The organism is Undibacterium sp. Ji49W (assembly GCF_049340205.1).
Lineage (GTDB): Bacteria > Pseudomonadota > Gammaproteobacteria > Burkholderiales > Burkholderiaceae_D > Undibacterium.
In genome coordinates this window covers 466,779-483,900 of record NZ_JBMPOW010000001.1, presented here as the reverse complement: position 1 = coordinate 483,900, position 17,122 = coordinate 466,779, and the positions used below count along the sequence as shown (strand labels likewise).

The following is a 17,122-nucleotide window of genomic DNA, read 5'->3' as shown; positions in this document are numbered from 1 at the left end:
ATTTGAACAGGAACAAAAAATGGATTCGATCATTTCGAAGGGCGACGCTCGCCGTCAATTTTTGCGACATAGCGCAAAACTCGGTGCCGGTGCTGGCCTGGCCGCGCTGTTCGGTAGCTGGAGCAATGCCACCCGTGCTGCAGCCACACAGTTAAGAGACACAACCTTGCGCGTCGGTACCTATAAAGGCGGGGACTCCAGTTATTTCAGCGAAGCCGGCGTCGCCAACATACCGTACAAAACCGTACTGGCCGAATTTGCAGCCGGCAATCTGATCGTCGAAGCACTGGCGGCGGATTCGCTGGACTTTGGCAGCATGAGCGAAATCCCGCCTATTTTTGCCGCTGCCAGCGGTGCACCGATGAAGGTTATCGCCGTCCTGCGCGGCGATGTCAATAATCAGGTAGTGCTGGTACCAAAGGATTCGCCGATTACCGACCCGGCCCAGTTCAAAGGCAAGCGCATCGGTTATGCGCGTTCAACCACATCGCACTACTTCCTGCTGCAAATGCTGAAGGAAAATGGTCTGAGCTTCAAGGATATCCAGCCAGTGGCATTACCGCCGCAGGATGCCCTGGCAGCATTCAAGAGCGGTCAGCTGGATGCATGGGTGATCTATGGCCTGGTGGTAGAACTGGCCAAGAATCAGGGCGCACGCGTGCTGCGCACCGCCGACGGCTACCTGTCCGGCAACTACGTCATCAGCGCATCGAACAAGGCGATAGCCGATCCGCTCAAGCATGCCGCCATCGGCGACTACCTGCAACGCCTGGCCAAGGTCTACGACTGGATCAACCGCAATCCAAAACCCTGGGCCACCAAGAGCGGCCAGATCGCCGGCGTGCCCTCACAACTGTTCCTGAATCAGGTAAGCCAGCGCAGCCAACCCTACAAGCTGGTGGCAGTGGACGATGCGGCAATTCGCTCGCAACAGCAGGTGGCGGATGTATTTGCAGATGCCGGCCTGCTGTCACGCCGCCTTGACGTGCGCCCACTGTGGGAGCGCAGTTTCGCTTCTTATCTTTAACTTATTTTTAACCATACTTGAAATCAGAAGGAATGACGACATGCAGCAATCAGAGAATAATAAGAGAAGCGCACCGCGACTGACCACCTTGCCCCGGACGCTGCTGGCGGCGGGTCTTCTGGGTGGTAGCGCGGCGATGGCACAGACCGGTATCGGCCAGGTGCAGGATGTGGTAGTGACCACCGGCGTGCGCGGCGAAGCCCGCACCGTAGCGGACAGCCCTGCCCCCATCGATGTGATCAGCGGTGAACAACTGATACACACCGGACGTGCAGAGTTGGGCGAGGCACTGGCGCGCCTGCTGCCATCGTTTAATTTCGGTACCAACCAGGCCGGTGTCAATTCAGTGGTACGCCCGGTCAGCAACCGTGGGCTGGGCCCGGCCTACACGCTGGTGCTGGTCAATGGCAAGCGCCGCCACAATGCAGCCTTATTGACCAACGGCGGTGGTGACACCAGCGGTGTCAATGCCATCGACCTGGACACCATTCCGCTCAGCGCCATCGACCACATCGAAGTGCTGAAGGACAGCGCTGCTGCACAATATGGTTCGGATGCGGTGGCCGGCGTGGTCAACGTCATTCTCAAGAACAGCAATCATGGTGGTTCGATCTCGGCCAGCTACGGCAAGCTGAAAGATGGCCAGGGCGACCTGACCAGCAAGAAGCTGGAAGCCGACATTGGCTTCGCATTGGGCGACGATGGCTTCATACACCTTGGTGCGGTACTGCGTAAACGCGGCCAGGCCTGGTACAACTTCCCATCCACTAACCTGGTAGCGTATTCACCGGCCTCGAATCCGAAAAATGCCACCTGGGACCGTGATGGCGCGCACAATGGTGATCCTGGTATCGAAGCCTACGACGTCGCCTTCAATGCCGAAAAACCGTATGACAAGGACATCACGCTGTATGCCTTCGGTACCGCAGGCACACGCAACACGGTGGCGGGCAATAACTTCCGTCGTCCGAACGGACTCGCAACCATAGGACAGTTGTTCCCGGACGGGTATTTCGCCCTGAATAATATGAGCGCCTACGACTTCCAGTTGAATGCCGGTGCACGTGGCCGCAGTGCTGGCTGGGCCTGGGATATCAGCTCGGGCTATGGCAGGAACCGTGCCCGTCAATACAGTAACCTGACGTCGAATCCTTCGCTGGGACCAAGCTCACCGACCAGTTTCGACAACCTCGCAACCTACCAGTTCGAGCAGTGGACCACCAATGAAGATTTCACCCGGACGGTGGATATCGGCCTGAAGAAACCGCTGCAATGGTCATGGGGGCTGGAGCAGCGTATCGAACGCTTCAGTACCTATGCCGGTGATCCGCTGGGCTATATCAATGGTGGCTACATCTTCAAGACTGGCGACCAGGAAGGTAATCCCAACGTCGGCAAACCGGCAGCAGTAGGCGCGCAAGCCGGTGTGGCACTGTCGCCAGCTGATGCCACCAGCATCCGTCGTACGGTGCTGGCGGTGTATAACGATCTCGGTTTCTATCCGCTTGAGAACCTGTTCGTCGATGGCGCAGTACGTGCCGAACACTATAATGACAGCGCAGGAAACACCGCCAGCGGCAAGATCAACAGCCGCTACGACTTCACACCAGTGCTGGCGATACGCGGCACTGTCGGCACCGGATTCCGTGCGCCATCACTGACGCAGAGCGGCTATTCGCAGACCGATAACCGCACCAATATCAATCCCGTCACTGGTGTCGTCGGCCCCAGTCTGTCCAAGCTTTTACGCAATGATTCTGCACTGGCACACACGTTTGGCGCGCGCGATCTGGTACCTGAGAAGTCGGTCAACTTCGGTATCGGCGTGGTGCTCAAGCCGGCTGACAATATCAATGTGACGCTGGACGGCTACCAGGTCAAAGTCAAGGACCGCATCGTCCGCACCGGCTACATGTTCGGTCCGGCCTTCGCACCGACGCTGATCGCGGCCGGGCTGACCGGAACCGAATGGATACAGTACTTCGCCAATGCGGTCGACACACGCACGGAAGGTGCCGACCTGGTGGCTGACATCACCAGCGATTACGGCAAATATGGTGTGGTACGCTGGGGTGCAGCGGCAAACTGGAACCGCACGACGGTCACCCGTATCAATGCCACACCATCCGAAATCACCGGTCTGGGTGCCAACCCTGGCGGCAGCTCGGTATGGTTCGGCTACGCCGCCGGTGGCGGCATCGGCGACCTGAGCGCGACGCCACGCACCAAGCTGATACTGTCAGCACGCTGGTCTGTCGGCGCACTGGAAACCAATCTGCAAACCACGCGCTACGATGCCTACCTGTGGCAGACAACCGCCAACCGTGCACAGGACTACCATTTCGGTGCCAAGTGGCTGACCGACCTGGATGTCAGCTATGGCATTACCAAGCGCGCCAAACTGGTGGTGGGAGCAGCCAACCTGTTCAACGTCAAGCCGGACAAGAATGGTCCTGGTGATGCCAATTCTGGCGGCAACAGTTTCGTCTACGGCCCGGCACCGTTCGCGCCAACTGGTGCCTACTACTACGCCAAGGTGACATATGACTTCTGATCCCAATCGAATCCGGCGCTTGCTAACGATGTTGCCGGCAGCCGCATTGCTTGGTGCCTGCGGCAAGGCGGCGATACCACCGGCAAGCGGCCCGGTTGCGGCACCAGACCTGTCCAAAGTCAAACTGGTGTTGGGTGACCAGGTCAAGCTGCTACGCACCAAGGCAGAAGCGGCAGGCGTGCTGGAAGGCATACCGTACCAGATCGAGTGGGCCAGCTTTCAGGGCGCTGCACCGCTATTCGAGGCGGTAGTGTCGGGCGACGTCGATACCGCAATGGCAGCCGATACCCCGGCACTGGCTGCAGCAGCAGGCGGCGCACGGGTGAAGGTAGTGGCTGCCAGTGTGTCTTCACCGACGGGTGTGGCGATACTGGTCCCGTCCGGTTCACCGATCAAAACGGTGGCCGATCTCAAAGGCCGCAATGTCATCGTCTCGTCAGCGCGTGGCAGCGTGGCGCATTACCTGCTGTTCGGTGCGCTGCGTGAAGCAGGCTTGAAAACGGAAGATGTCAATACTGGATTTCTACTGCCCAGCGATGCGGCTGTTGCTTTTTCCAGTGGAAAAATCGAAGCCTGGGCTACCTTCGGTACCTACCAGGCCAGCGCCGAAATCAACGGTGCGCGCGTGCTGCGCAACGGCGTTGGCATCAATTCCGGCATCGGCGTCATCGCCGCATCCGATGCCGCACTGGCCAATGCAGGCAAGCGTGCGGCGCTGGCGGACGTACTGCGCCGCCTGGCGCTGTCTAACACCTGGGCCAACGCCCATCCTGAAGAATACGGTGATGTTTTTCAGCGACTGACTGGTCTGCCAGCCGATGTGGCCAGGCTGGCGGTCAGTCGCGACCGCCCCCAGTTGCGCGCAGTTGACGGCGAAATCGTGCGTCAGTTGCAACTGGTGGCAGACACGTTTTTTGAAGCCAAACTATTCCCGCGCCGGGTCGATGCCAGCCTGCTGGTCGACGCCACGCTGTATCGCCCCGTCTGAACCCATACAAGGAACAACAAGGAACACCATCATGAGCAAACGACAATTAAAACTTGGCTTTATCCTGCACGGCGTAGGCCCCGGTTGGGGCGACTGGCGTCATGCCGACGCCGACCCAACAGCAAGCACCAACATCGATTTCTACCTGCGCCAGGCAAAACTGGCCGAACAAGGAAAATTCGATTTCCTGTTTGTGGCTGACAGCGTCCACATCACCGAAAAATCCAGCCCGCATTACCTTAACCGCTTCGAACCACTGACCATTCTGTCGGCGCTGGCTACCGCGACCACGCATATCGGCCTGGTCGGCACGCTGACGGTCAGCTACAGCGAGCCTTATACTGTAGCGCGCCAATTCGCATCGCTGGATCACATCAGCCGTGGCCGTGCGGGCTGGAACGTGGTTACTTCATGGCTATCAGGCAGTGCAGAAAACTATGGCAAACCTTCACATCCACCACATGAGGTGCGTTACCGCATTGCGGCCGAACACTTGCAGACAGTACAGGGTCTGTGGGATTCGTGGGAAGACGATGCGCTGGTGCGTAATAAGGTCAGCGGTGAATTTCTGGACCCTTCCAAGTTGCATACGCTGCACCACCAGGGCGAATTTTTCTCGGTGCGCGGACCATTGAACATCAGCCGCTCGCCACAGGGCCAGCCGGTGATTTTCCAGGCCGGTGCATCGGAAGACGGTCGCAATTTCTCGGCGCGCCATGCCGAAGCATTTTTCACCGAAGGTTCGACCTTCGAATCTTCGCAGACATATTACGCCGACATCAAGAAGCGGGCAGCCACCTTTGGTCGTCCTGCCCAACGTCTCGCTGTGTTGCCGGCGCTGCGCGCCATCGTTGGTCGTACCGCAGAGGATGCAGAACGCCTGTACTCGGAAGCCGTGGCGCTGATACGCATTGAAGATGCACTGGTAGCACTTGCGCGTTCCTTCAACGAACATGACCTGGGTCAGTACCCACTGGATGGTCCGTTTCCCGACATCGCCCATTTCGGCAGTGAAAGCAACCGTAGCGCATCGGAGCGCATTATCCGCACCGCACGCGAAGAAAACCTGACGCTGCGCCAGACCGCACTGCGCTACGCCAGTCCACGCCGGGAATTCGTCGGCACTGGCGTACAGGTAGCGGACGCAATCCAGCGCTGGTTCGATGGTGCTGCTGCTGATGGCTTCATCCTGTTCGAATCACTACCATTCCAGCTGGATGCCTTCATCGCCGAAGTGGTGCCCGTACTGCAGCAGCGCGGCTTGTTCCGGAAGGAATATGAACATAGTACGCTGCGTGGTAATCTGGGTCTGGAAGTGCCGGAAAACCGCTACACCGCTGCCCGTCGCCAGGTGGCCTGATTGTCTGATGATTTGATTGTCTGATTGCATGACCCCGGAGAGCAAGATGAGCGATATACAAAAAAGCGACCTGCCACCACGATTGCTGGGCTTCGTCGAAGGACTTGAAAACCTGATCGGCCAGGACGAGCCACATATTGTCGTGCAGGGATCCATATTGCTGGGCGATCTGGTGACACACGACGACTGGCTACCGCAATCTGCATCGCTGCCAGACCCGCAGTATTACCGGCAGTATTTGTTATACCGCGATCCAGCCGCACGCTTTTCAGTAGTCAGCTTTGTCTGGGGTCCCGGGCAATCGACACCCATCCACGACCACACTGTATGGGGCCTGATCGGCCTGCTGCGTGGTGCCGAGATATCGCAGGACTACCGCCGCAACGCCAGCGGTGTGCTGGAGAAAACCGGCACGCCGCAACGTCTGGAAACCGGTGTGGTGACAGCAGTTTCACCATCGCTGGGCGACATCCACCAGGTTTTCAACGCCTATGACGACCGCGTCTCGATCGGTATTCACGTCTACGGTGCCGACATCGGTGCGGTAGACCGCAGCGTATTTACCACCGATGGCAAGATCAAGCCTTTCCGTTCCGGCTATGCCAATGCCACATGACTCAATAAAGAATCCAATACCATGACTAAAAACCTGCTTCAATCCGGTCTTTTTGATTTTCCGTACCGCAGCTACCATCAGGTTCGCGAAGCGCTGCTGGCTGGCGACGAGATCGCCCTGCTGGACGTACGCGAAGAAGATCCACACGCTCAGGCTCACCCGCTGTTCGCCGCCAACCTGCCTTATGGCCGTATTGAACTGGACGCCTACAGCAAGCTGCCACGCCACGACGTATCCATTGTGGTACTGGACAGCGGTGAGGGTCTGGCGATTTCCGCCGCCAGCCGCCTGCGTCGGCTTGGCTATTCCAATGTCTCACTGCTGGAAGGTGGCGTCGAAGGCTGGCATACGGCCGGCGGCGAGTTGTTCCGCGACGTGAATGTGCCCAGCAAGGCATTCGGTGAACTGGTGGAATCAGTGCTGCATACGCCATCCCTGTCGGCCCCGGAAGTACAGGCACTGATCGATAACGGCGACAACATTGTCATTCTCGACGCACGCCGCTATGACGAATACCAGACCATGAGCATCCCTGGCAGCGTCAGTGTGCCTGGTGCCGAGCTGGCGTTGCGGGCACGTGAACTGGCACCCGATGCCAGCACACGCATCATCGTTAACTGCGCCGGTCGTACCCGCAGCATCATCGGCACACAGTCCCTGATCAACGCCGGTGTGCCGAACCCGATTGCAGCGTTACGCAACGGCACCATAGGCTGGACGCTGGCGCAGCAAAAACTGGAGCATGGTCAGTCACGCACTTATCCACCAGCATCAGAAACCAACCGCACACAGGCAGCGCAGGATGCAAGAGCACTGGCCGACCGCGCCGGCGTGCTACGACTGGAACATGCGGGGCTGGGTGCGCTGCATGCCGATGCAACACGCACTACTTATTTCTTCGACGTTCGTAGCCCGGCAGAATTTGACCATGGGCGGTTGCCGCATTTCCGCTCTGCCCCCGGCGGCCAACTGGTCCAGGAGACCGAGCAATTTGCACCGGTGCGTGGCGCCCGCATCGTGCTGGCAGACAGCGACGGCGTTCGAGCCAACCTGACGGCACACTGGCTGCGGCAGATGAACCACGAGGTATATGTGGTGGATGGCCTGCAAGCGGCAGACTTCAATGTTACTGAACCATGGAAGGCCGAACTGGCGCCGCAACCACAGGTGAGCGAGGTTGATGCCGCCACCTTGTCAACATGGCTGGCAGAAACACCGGAAGAAATCGCGGTGCTGGACTTTACCTCCGGCGTCAACTATCAGAAGCGTCACATTCCTGGCGCCTGGTTTGCGCTGCGCTCGGAACTTGCCGCCATACTGACGACGCTGCCTAAAAGCGTCCGACGCTATGTGCTTACCTGTGGCAGTAGCCTGCTGGCGCGCTATGCCGCAGCCGACCTGCGCACCCTGACCGAACTACCGGTACATGTTCTGGACGGTGGCACCGGCGCATGGGTAGCAGCAGGCTTGCCGGTGGAATCCGGCGCAACGCGACTGGCATCGCCATTGATAGACCGCTATCGCCGCCCTTACGAAGGTACCGACAATCGCGCCGAAGCGATGCAGGCCTATCTCGATTGGGAGTTCGGGCTGGTGGATCAACTGGGGCGCGATGGCACACACGGCTTCCGGGTGATCTGATCACTATTTGATATTGCTCGATATTGCTTAATATCGCTTAAGAAAGGAGTTCATTTTGAATATCTTATTACTGGGTGCTAGCCCGTCCCGCACGTCAAGCAGCAGGGCCTTGCTGGCAGACGTGGGCGAACGTCTGGCGGGTCTGGGGCACCACCTGTCCTGGCTGGAAGTATGCGACTTGCCTTCGCAGGCACTGCTGCACGCCGACTTTCATGACGCAGATATCGTTGCCGCACTTGCCCAAGTGGAAGAGGCAGAGGCGGTGGTGATCGCCACGCCCGTCTATCAGGCGTCTTACACCGGCATATTGAAGGTATTTCTGGATATCCTGCCTCAGGATGGACTGAAGAATAAGCTGGTGTTACCACTGGCAGTAGGTGGCAGCCAATCGCACATGCTGGCAATCGATTATGCCTTGCGACCTGTATTGCAGGCGCTGTCTGCGGAACTGGTTCTACCCGGCATCTACGCCACATCAGCACAATTGAAGGGTGCGGGTGGCCAGGCTTATGCAGTGGAAGCAGCGCTGGCGACGCGACTCGAACAAGGGATAACGCGCCTGCATGCGGAATCCCGGAGGTATCATGTTGACAACGGCGAGTTTCTGCACAGAACTCCATCTGTGGCAAAAGAGTTGGCGCTGAGATAAAAGCGTCACTTTCTTGCAATAGGCCATGCCGGAGTATCAGGTAACTCCGGAAAATATTGCTTAATTTGAAATTTTTCTTTTCATTCTGATTTTTTTAGCAAAGCTTCTGTTTGAAAACGCACAGAAGTTTTTCTCTTGCCAAGGTATCCTTGAAAAACTTCTGGCATGAAATGGACTAAACCCCAAAAACAGGCCTGGCTTTTCTTCACATCAGGATACTCATGGCAACTTCCAGGCCAGTAAAAATCATATTTTGGACTTTTGCCAGTTTATTGGTGGCAATTGTGGCTCTGTTTATTTTCATCGCGACCTTCGACTGGAACCTGGCCCGTCCCTATGTAAATCGAAAAGTTTCAGAAAGTACCGGGCGCGAATTTTCCATTCGCGGCAACCTGAAAGTAGGGTTCGCGCAAGGCTCTGACATGCAGCCCGGCTGGCTGCCAAGACTGGAAATCAAAGCCGAAGATGTGCAAATAAGCAATCCTGAATGGAGTGCCGTCGGCCCAAAGATGGTCGGCGCTCAACGTATCGTGATCGCCCTGCAACCACTTCCTTTGCTGTATAAAAACATCGTGGTGACGGATCTGTCCCTTGATTCTGCATTGGTGGCGTTGCAGCGAAGGGCAGATGGCAGCAATTCATGGACACTGAAAAACAGTGGTTCTTCTGACTGGAATATAAAAATCCAGCGCATGGCCTTAAGCGAAGGCAATTTTCGTTATCTGGACGAAGGCATCAAGCTGGACCTACAGGCAAAGCTAACATCCCTTGCGGACAAAGATGCTGCTGCCAAAGTCGGCGCTGGTGTCCTCACCAAGGAAGCGCAGGTCCAAAAGTTTGCCCTGAAAATTGACCTCGCTGGCAGCTACCGCAATGCGCCCATCACCGGTAGCGGCCAGGCTGGCGCGCTGCTGTCGCTGAAAGATGAGCATACGATCTATCCGGTCGAAGCGCATGCCAATATTGGCAAGAACAAAATGGCCATTGCTGGCACATTGACAGACCCAAAATCGCTCGCAGGCATCGATCTTCAACTGACGCTGGGAGGTGCCAGCATGGCAGACCTGTATCCGCTGACGGGTGTATTGTTGCCTGAAACGCCTGCCTACGCCATCAAGGGCCGTTTGATGGGCAAGAAAGTCAATGCTTTATGGAACTGGCGGTATCAGGACTTTAGCGGCACCGTGGGTGGCAGCGATGTGGCCGGTAGCTTGCAGTACCAGCAGCAGCAACCCCGCCCTTTGTTAAGCGGCATAATCACATCGCAGCAATTGCGACTGGAAGACCTGGGGCCGACGATAGGTGCAGAAAGCAAGGCATCCAAAGCGGCCCAAAACAAGGTGTCGCTACAGCCAGATCAAAAAGTGCTGCCAGTGGCACAATTCAATACGGCAAATTGGGATGCGCTTGATGCAGATGTCAAATTCAAAGGCAAGAAACTGGTGCGCACGCATGAAATACCCTTACAGGACGTGGTTGCGGACATCCACATGAAAGACAAGGTGCTGAGTCTGACGCCTTTGAATTTCGGCATGGCAGGCGGCGATGTAACGTCCAATATTTCACTCGATGGCCGCAAGGAAAAAATTACTGCCCAGATAAAATTGACCGCGCGCCATTTAAAGGTACGCGAACTATTCCCTGCACTGGAATCCATGAAGACAAGCTTTGGTGAAGTCAATAGTGATGCCGCCTTGACCGGCCACGGCAATTCCATTTCTTCGATGCTGGCTACCTCAAACGGTCAGATCGGCGCTGTCGTCACCGAAGGCACCGTCAGCCAGTTCATGCTGGAAATCGCTGGCCTGAATCTCGCGAACGCAGTATTCGTTAAAGTCTTTGGCGACAAACAGGTTCATCTGAATTGCCTCGCCAGTGATTTCAGTGTGAAAAACGGCCTGGCAGAAGTGAAGCATTTTGTGATTGATACCGATGATGCAGTGATCGACATTAGCGGCAACATCAACCTCGCACAGGAACAGTTGAACCTGGATGTCAATCCCAAAACCAAAGGTTTACGCATCATTTCCTTACGGACTCCGCTGTATGCCAAAGGTACATTCAAACATCCTGACATAGGCCTGTATAAAGGACCATTGGCGCTAAAAGCCGGTGCGGCAGTGGCACTTGCCGCCGCGTCACCTCTTGCAGCCTTGCTGCCCATGATCAATATGGGTAACAACCCGAATACGGATTGCGCGAGCGCGCTGGCGAAGACAGCGAAAATCATGCGAGCACCAAAGACTGAACAGGTAGCAGCACCAGCCAAGGCTGTCAGTGCGGAACAGATGAAGACGCTGAAGGATGAAAAAAAGAAATAAGGCAGAGCAAATACCGGACGACTCTTCAGTTCGTGAGGTATTCAGAAAATCATGCGACTTGTCCGGGATTCAAAAATTGCACATTGACTTAACGGATATCCCCAAAATAAACCTGCTCCGCTTTTTCCGCCCTATCCAGAAGCTGCACCGTAGTTGATGGGCCAAGGTTAGGGTCTTTCCACTGGTGCAGTGCCCACACCACTTTCTTATCTGGTGTCACTTCCAGCAATTGTGCGGGTGCTGTGGCGGCATCAATATTCGCACCGGCTGCGCTCCATTGGTTGACCCAGTGGTTCAACAGGGTATTGCCATTGGGCAGACGCTGGGCGATCTGGAAGCTGGTGTACTGGTAGGCGGCCAGGTCTTCTGGTGTCAGGCTCCAGACTACTTCGGCCTTGCTGTTGTATTCAAATACGCCGGTCTTGCCGGTGATGAGCGTATTGCCATTGTCCAGGCGTTTGGCTGACCAGATGCCGGGGAAAGGCAGGATCCAGACTTCTTTGCCATTGCTGTCAAATTCCACCGCACGTTTCATGTCCATCTGTGCCACCAGATAGGTACCGTTGCTAGTCAGACGTGCATGGCGCAACTGACCATGGGTGTTGTTGAGGTTACCGGCGGGGATGGCAATTTCGCGCTCTATCTTGTTGGTCTTGATATTGGCGACCATGATGCGTGGACGCGTGCCACTCTGGATGAAGATGACTCTGTCATTGCCGATGAACTGCGCCGTGTGTATCTCGTGTTTTTCTTCTGCCGTATATGCCCACAATGTCTTGCGGTTCTGGTCAACGACCTTCACGCCATGCTGATGTGTCATGACGATATTGCCGCTGGATGCCATCAGTGCATCACTGATTTCACCATCTACTGACGTATCATGAAAATCCCAGTCCACCTTGCCACCACGGATAATATACACATCACGGGTCCTGGCTTCGCCAGCATATAAAAAATCATGCTGGGCCAGGTCCTTGCCCGGCATGGCTGGTGGCGTATCTGCTGCATGACTGACAGCAGCCAGCATGAGGACTGTGAGCGATGGTAGTTTGAGCAGTTTGATTAGTTTGTTCAGAGTTGGTGTGCTTGTCATATACGATGTCTCTATTTTATTAAACAAGAAGCTGCAAGCTTAAAAACTGCGCAGTGGCACCAGAGCTGCCGCCGGTTTGACTGGAATGCTCACCACACTCTCTGGCACATCGGGCATGGCTGGCACACGAACACGTACCGTGATCTTGCCGTTGCTGGCATTGGCGCGCAGGATGGCAATTGCATTGCCGTCATACAGTTTGCGGCGGCTGGTCTGGTAAGGATCGTGGTCTTGCATATTGCCGTTGTCGACGGCGATGACTTTGCCTTCGCCCTCTGCCAAAAACTCGACTACGGTATCGTTGTCTGGAATGCGTACGCCCTTGTCGTCAACCAGGGTGACTGTCACATGGGCGACATCATCAAGATGCTGGCTCAGTGTAGTATCGGCGGATAATTGCAGGCGCGCCGCCTTGCCAGCAGTTTGTAATTCATCCGTGGCAATGACCTTGCCGTCACGTTTGGCGATGGCTTTCAGGCTACCAGCCGCAAATGGTAACTTGACGACGATGGGCGTCGCATCCGCATGGCGCTTTTCATTTGCGACAGTTTGTCCGTTCAGGCTAAGTTCAATTTCATCGGCATTGGTATAAATCTCCAGTGTCTCGGTATGTGGTTCACGATTGGCAGGTGACCAGTCTGCCACCAGTGGTTGTGAGAAACGTGGTCTAGCAGTTGCTGCCGCCTGGGCTGGCTGATCTGCCGGTGCAGCACCGGGGCCAAATACAGGCTCGACCACATTCTGCCCAACCGTGGCAACGCGCCGGGCAATTTTCACCATGGGCAGGCTTGACCACCACGACAGGCGTTCAAACGCACGTGGCCTTTGCAAGCCAGTGCTAAGCAAAAGGCCAGAACCCGTGCCTATGGTTGGCCAGCGACCGGCTTCACCCAGATAATCAACACCTGTCCACAAGAACTGCCCGGCGTATTCGGGATGATCGCGCACAGCCACCCATTGATTCACTTCATGGGTATTTTCTGTACCCAGGATTTTGCGTGTGGGCTTTTGTACATAGGCTGCCAGAATTTCTTTTTCACGATAATTCTGACCGACAACGTCCAGCAAATCGGCATAACCATTGTCATAATCTTTGGTCACGTTGGGACGGAACAGGGCCTGTGTGACAGGGCGTGTAGGGTCAACGTCATGATGTACTTTGATCAGACGTTTTGCCCATTCAAATGCCACTTGCGGCTGCGTGGTATCGCGAATTTCATTGCCGATGGAATAGATGACAATGCTGGCATGATTGCGATCGCGCTTCACCAGGTCAGCGGTATCGCGTTCTGCCCAATCCTTGAAATGCAGACTGTAGTCATACGGTACCTTGGCCAGGGTCCACTGATCAAAAAATTCATCCATGACCAGAAAGCCCATGCGGTCGCACAGATCAAGAAACTCTGGAGCAACCGCATTATGCGCGGTGCGGATGGCATTCACACCCAGCTTGCGCAATTCCGTCAGGCGACGCTTCCAAACAGCCAGCGGCACGGCCGCGCCCACGGCACCACCATCCGAATGCAGGCCGACGCCATATATCTTCAAGGCACGGCCATTCAGGAAAAAGCCTTTGGGTGCATTAAATTCAAAGCTGCGGATACCGAATGCAACGTCTTCATTGTCCACGGCTTTGCCATCGCGCAGCAAGCTGACGGCGGCTGTGTACAACACGGGGCTGTCAATATCCCAGCGCTGCGGTTTGTTCACGGCGATATCAGTTTCAAGCTGTAGCGTCTGTCCTGGTTTGGCCTGTACAGCTTTTGTGCTGGCTGTCTTCAACACCACACCGCTGGGATCAAGCAGGCGCACTTGCAATACCAGCTTGCCACCATCCGGGCTGATGATGCTGCTGCGTACATGCACGGTCGCCTTGTCATCTGTCAGTTTGGGTGTGCTGACAAAAGTACCCCAGGGTTCGATATGGGTATCGCCCGTGCTGACCAGACGCACCTGACGGTAAATGCCGGCACCCAGGTACCAGCGCAATGAAGGTTCATTCGGATTGTCACAGCGCACGGCGATGATGTTGTCGCCGGGTTTAAGATAGGCAGTCAGATCATGTACAAAACTGACATAACCATTCGGGCGGCGGCCCAGATGCTGGCCATTGATCCAGACATCGCTATTCGCCATTACTCCATCGAATACAATGAAACTGCGCCTGCCCGGTTGCAATGCATCGATATGCAGGGTCTGGCGGTACCAGCCCACTCCACCAGGAAAGAATCCACCAGCAGGGCCGGACGGATTATCCTGAGCTACCGGTCCTTCTATACTGTAATCATGCGGTACGCTAACGCGACGCCATTTGCTGTCATCAAAACCTGTTTGTTCGGCGCCGCTGACATCGCCCTTGCTGAAGCGCCATCCTTCAGACAGCAATTGCACGCTGCGTGGCGCATTTTCGGTAGCGGCCATCGACTGGCTGATAGCAAGAGTGCACAACAGTGACAGCAGGAAAATACGGATCAAGCCCATGAGACAGTCGCCTAAAAAACGGGATAAATAAGACTGGCAATAGTAAGTCAGCCTAAAAGAGCGGACGATACCGCAGCCCTAAAAATCATCTTCTTGAGCAGGTTTTGGTAGCAAACCCTGCATAATTCCTTAACTCAATCCCAGACGCCATTGTCAGGCAAACATTTCATGGATCGCAGAAGTTTTCTCCGACTTTCCTCTTTCAGCGCCGGTGCATGGCTGCTGTCAGAAGCGCTGCCCGCTGCGCTGGCACAGACAGAGTCAGGCTCAAATACAGGCTTAGGGGCCGTCTTAGATGCAGCCACAGGTACAGCCTTTCACCCTTCACCACTGATACGCATTGCAGCCAATGGCCAGATTACCCTGTTCGTGCAAAAACAGGAAATGGGTCAGGGTGTGCGGACTGCCATGCCGGTACTGCTGGCAGAAGAACTGGATGCCGATTTTAACAAGATAACAATCGAAGCCCTGCCCTATGACGCCGCCAGCGGGGGCCAGTACAACACCTGGGCCAGCGCCAGTGTCAAGGGTGGCTGGGGCAGCTTGCGCAAGGCGGGTGCCGCTGCCCGTGCCATGTTGGCCAGCGCCGCTGCCAGCACATGGAATATCCCCGTCGAACGGGTAAAAACCAGCAACAGTATGGTCATCAATCTTGATACCAATGCGGTATTGCCCTATGCCGCCCTGATCGAAGCTGCCAGCAAACTACCTGTACCAGCCAACCCTGTGCTAAAGCCGCGTAGCGAATACAAACTGATAGGCAAACCTGTCAAACGCTACCACGCCGAAGAGAAAGGCAATGGACAGGAACAGTTCGGCATGGATTTCAGCCTGCCCGGCATGCTGGTGGCCACCATCGTGCGATCCCCTACATTTTTTGGCAAGGTACGCAGCTTTGACGATAGCGCTGTAAAAGCGCTGGGGCCGGGCATCATTGCGGTTCTGGAAGTTAAACAAATGAATGGCTGTGATAACCGTAATGGTGTCGCGATTGTCGCCAGCAATACCTGGCTGGCCCTGCAAGGCCAGTCGCTATTAAAAGTGAAATGGGATCAGGGGCCAGCTCTTGCCAACCCGGACAGCGCCACCCTGTCGGTTTCCATGCGCAATGCCATCAAAAACGACACGCCAGCCCTCAGTTACGACAAGCTGGGTAAAAGCAAAAGCTACATTGCGGCCCCCGATACCAGTTTCAGTGCCGAGTATGAATTGCCCTTCCTGAACCAGGCACCAATGGAAGTACCGAATTGCGTTGCCAGTTATCAAGACGGTAAATATGACATCTGGGGTGGTTTTCAGGCTCCCGGTTTTTTTGCCAGCACGCTGGCCAAGGCATTCGAGGTAGACAAGTCCGCCATTTTTGCCCATCTGTTGCCTATGGGTGGTGCCTTTGGCCGCAAGGAAAAAGTCGATAATGCAGCAGAAGCCATGCAGTTGTCCAAGGCCCTTGGCAAACCCGTCAAACTGATTTTTTCGCGGCCAGACGATATGCGCAACAGCTTTTACCGCCCCGCCACCTTCCATCGCCTGTCAGCCAGGGCCGACAAATCGGGCATACAGGCATGGCATCATCAGCTTGCTGTCAGCACCTTCCCGGCCAAAACCATCGCCTCGGCCCAGCATATTTACGGCGGGCCATCGAACGATCTGATTTATCCTGCGGCAGATTACCAAAGTGGCTTTTACCCGGTAGAGTCACCCATCCCGGTTGGTTCATGGCGTTCCATTTCATACAGCCAGAATGTGTTTGCGGTGGAATCCTTCATCGACGAACTGGCTGTACACAACAAGACCGACCCATTGGAATACCGGCTGATGCTGCTGCGCCAGTATGGTAACGACACCGTGCAGGCGACCCACCGCAAGCGCATGGAAGCGGTGCTGCTACGATGTGCCGATGCCATAGGCTGGCGCAAACCCGCAGCACGTGGCCGTTATCGCGGCATTGCCTGTTGCGTCTACACCCACACCCATGCCTATACCGCACATGCATTTGAAATCAGCGTCTCGTCTAAAAATGTCGTGAAAATACACAAGACCGTGTGCGTCACCGATTGTGGCGTGGTAGTTGACCCATCCGGCTTCAGAGCGCAGATTGAAGGCAGCATGGTGTGGGGCTTGTCTGCCGTGATGAAAGGCGAAATCACAGTAAAAGACGGCGCAGTGGAGCAACAGAATTTTTCTGACTATCAGGTATTACGGCTGAATGAATTGCCGCCGATGGAAATCATCGTCATCGATAGCGAAGAATCCCCCGCAGGTGCCGGCGAACCCGCCGTACCTTCGATAGCACCCGCTCTATGCAATGCGATTGCGGCGGCCACGAAGGGCAAGCGCGTGCGTACATTGCCGTTGTCGAAAGCGGGATTCAGTTTTGTGTGACGCATTGGGT

The 17,122-nt window shown here is 55.8% G+C and carries 10 protein-coding genes and 1 pseudogene; 9 read left to right on the top strand and 2 right to left on the bottom strand.

Annotation, left to right across the window (positions count from 1 at the left end; all coding sequences use genetic code 11):
* Positions 1-19 precede the first annotated feature (19 nt).
* The 8 genes and pseudogenes from ACO0LK_RS02080 (at position 20) to ACO0LK_RS02045 (ending at position 11,156) form a co-directional block, all read left to right on the top strand.
* Complete coding sequence (locus ACO0LK_RS02080; RefSeq protein ID WP_422971692.1) at positions 20-1,027, top strand: ABC transporter substrate-binding protein; 1,008 nt, start codon at positions 20-22, stop codon at positions 1,025-1,027.
* Positions 912-3,392, top strand: a pseudogene (locus ACO0LK_RS02075) (TonB-dependent receptor plug domain-containing protein); the annotation flags it as partial. The gene ACO0LK_RS02080 and the pseudogene ACO0LK_RS02075, both read left to right, overlap by 116 nt.
* A gap of 178 nt (positions 3,393-3,570) precedes the next feature.
* The gene (locus ACO0LK_RS02070) at positions 3,571-4,569 is read left to right on the top strand and encodes an ABC transporter substrate-binding protein (RefSeq protein WP_422971691.1); all 999 of its coding nucleotides are present in this window, start codon (positions 3,571-3,573) and stop codon (positions 4,567-4,569) included.
* A gap of 31 nt (positions 4,570-4,600) precedes the next feature.
* Entirely contained in the window at positions 4,601-5,929 is a 1,329-nt protein-coding gene (locus tag ACO0LK_RS02065) for an LLM class flavin-dependent oxidoreductase (RefSeq protein WP_422971689.1), read from the top strand.
* A gap of 46 nt (positions 5,930-5,975) precedes the next feature.
* Entirely contained in the window at positions 5,976-6,545 is a 570-nt protein-coding gene (locus tag ACO0LK_RS02060) for a cysteine dioxygenase (protein ID WP_422971687.1), read from the top strand.
* A gap of 21 nt (positions 6,546-6,566) precedes the next feature.
* Positions 6,567-8,186, top strand: coding sequence for a rhodanese homology domain-containing protein (locus ACO0LK_RS02055; protein WP_422971685.1), 1,620 nt, complete (start codon positions 6,567-6,569; stop codon positions 8,184-8,186).
* Positions 8,187-8,241: 55 nt separating this feature from the next.
* The gene (gene ssuE, locus ACO0LK_RS02050) at positions 8,242-8,835 is read left to right on the top strand and encodes an NADPH-dependent FMN reductase (RefSeq protein ID WP_422971683.1); all 594 of its coding nucleotides are present in this window, start codon (positions 8,242-8,244) and stop codon (positions 8,833-8,835) included.
* Positions 8,836-9,056: 221 nt separating this feature from the next.
* Positions 9,057-11,156 carry an AsmA family protein gene (locus ACO0LK_RS02045; RefSeq protein WP_422971681.1) on the top strand — a complete coding sequence of 700 codons (2,100 nt, stop codon included), beginning with the start codon at positions 9,057-9,059 and terminating at the stop codon, positions 11,154-11,156.
* A gap of 88 nt (positions 11,157-11,244) precedes the next feature.
* Here ACO0LK_RS02045 and ACO0LK_RS02040 read toward each other — a convergent pair whose 3' ends face one another.
* Complete coding sequence (locus ACO0LK_RS02040; RefSeq protein WP_422971679.1) at positions 11,245-12,249, bottom strand: hypothetical protein; 1,005 nt, start codon at positions 12,247-12,249, stop codon at positions 11,245-11,247.
* A 39-nt stretch (positions 12,250-12,288) separates the two neighbouring features.
* On the bottom strand, positions 12,289-14,730 hold the full coding sequence (locus ACO0LK_RS02035) for a glycoside hydrolase family 2 TIM barrel-domain containing protein (RefSeq protein WP_422971677.1): 2,442 nt from the start codon (positions 14,728-14,730) through the stop codon (positions 12,289-12,291).
* 168 nt (positions 14,731-14,898) lie between these two features.
* On the opposite strand from ACO0LK_RS02035, the gene ACO0LK_RS02030 reads away from it, so the two are divergent.
* On the top strand, positions 14,899-17,112 hold the full coding sequence (locus ACO0LK_RS02030; RefSeq protein ID WP_422971675.1) for a molybdopterin cofactor-binding domain-containing protein: 2,214 nt from the start codon (positions 14,899-14,901) through the stop codon (positions 17,110-17,112).
* Positions 17,113-17,122 lie beyond the last annotated feature (10 nt).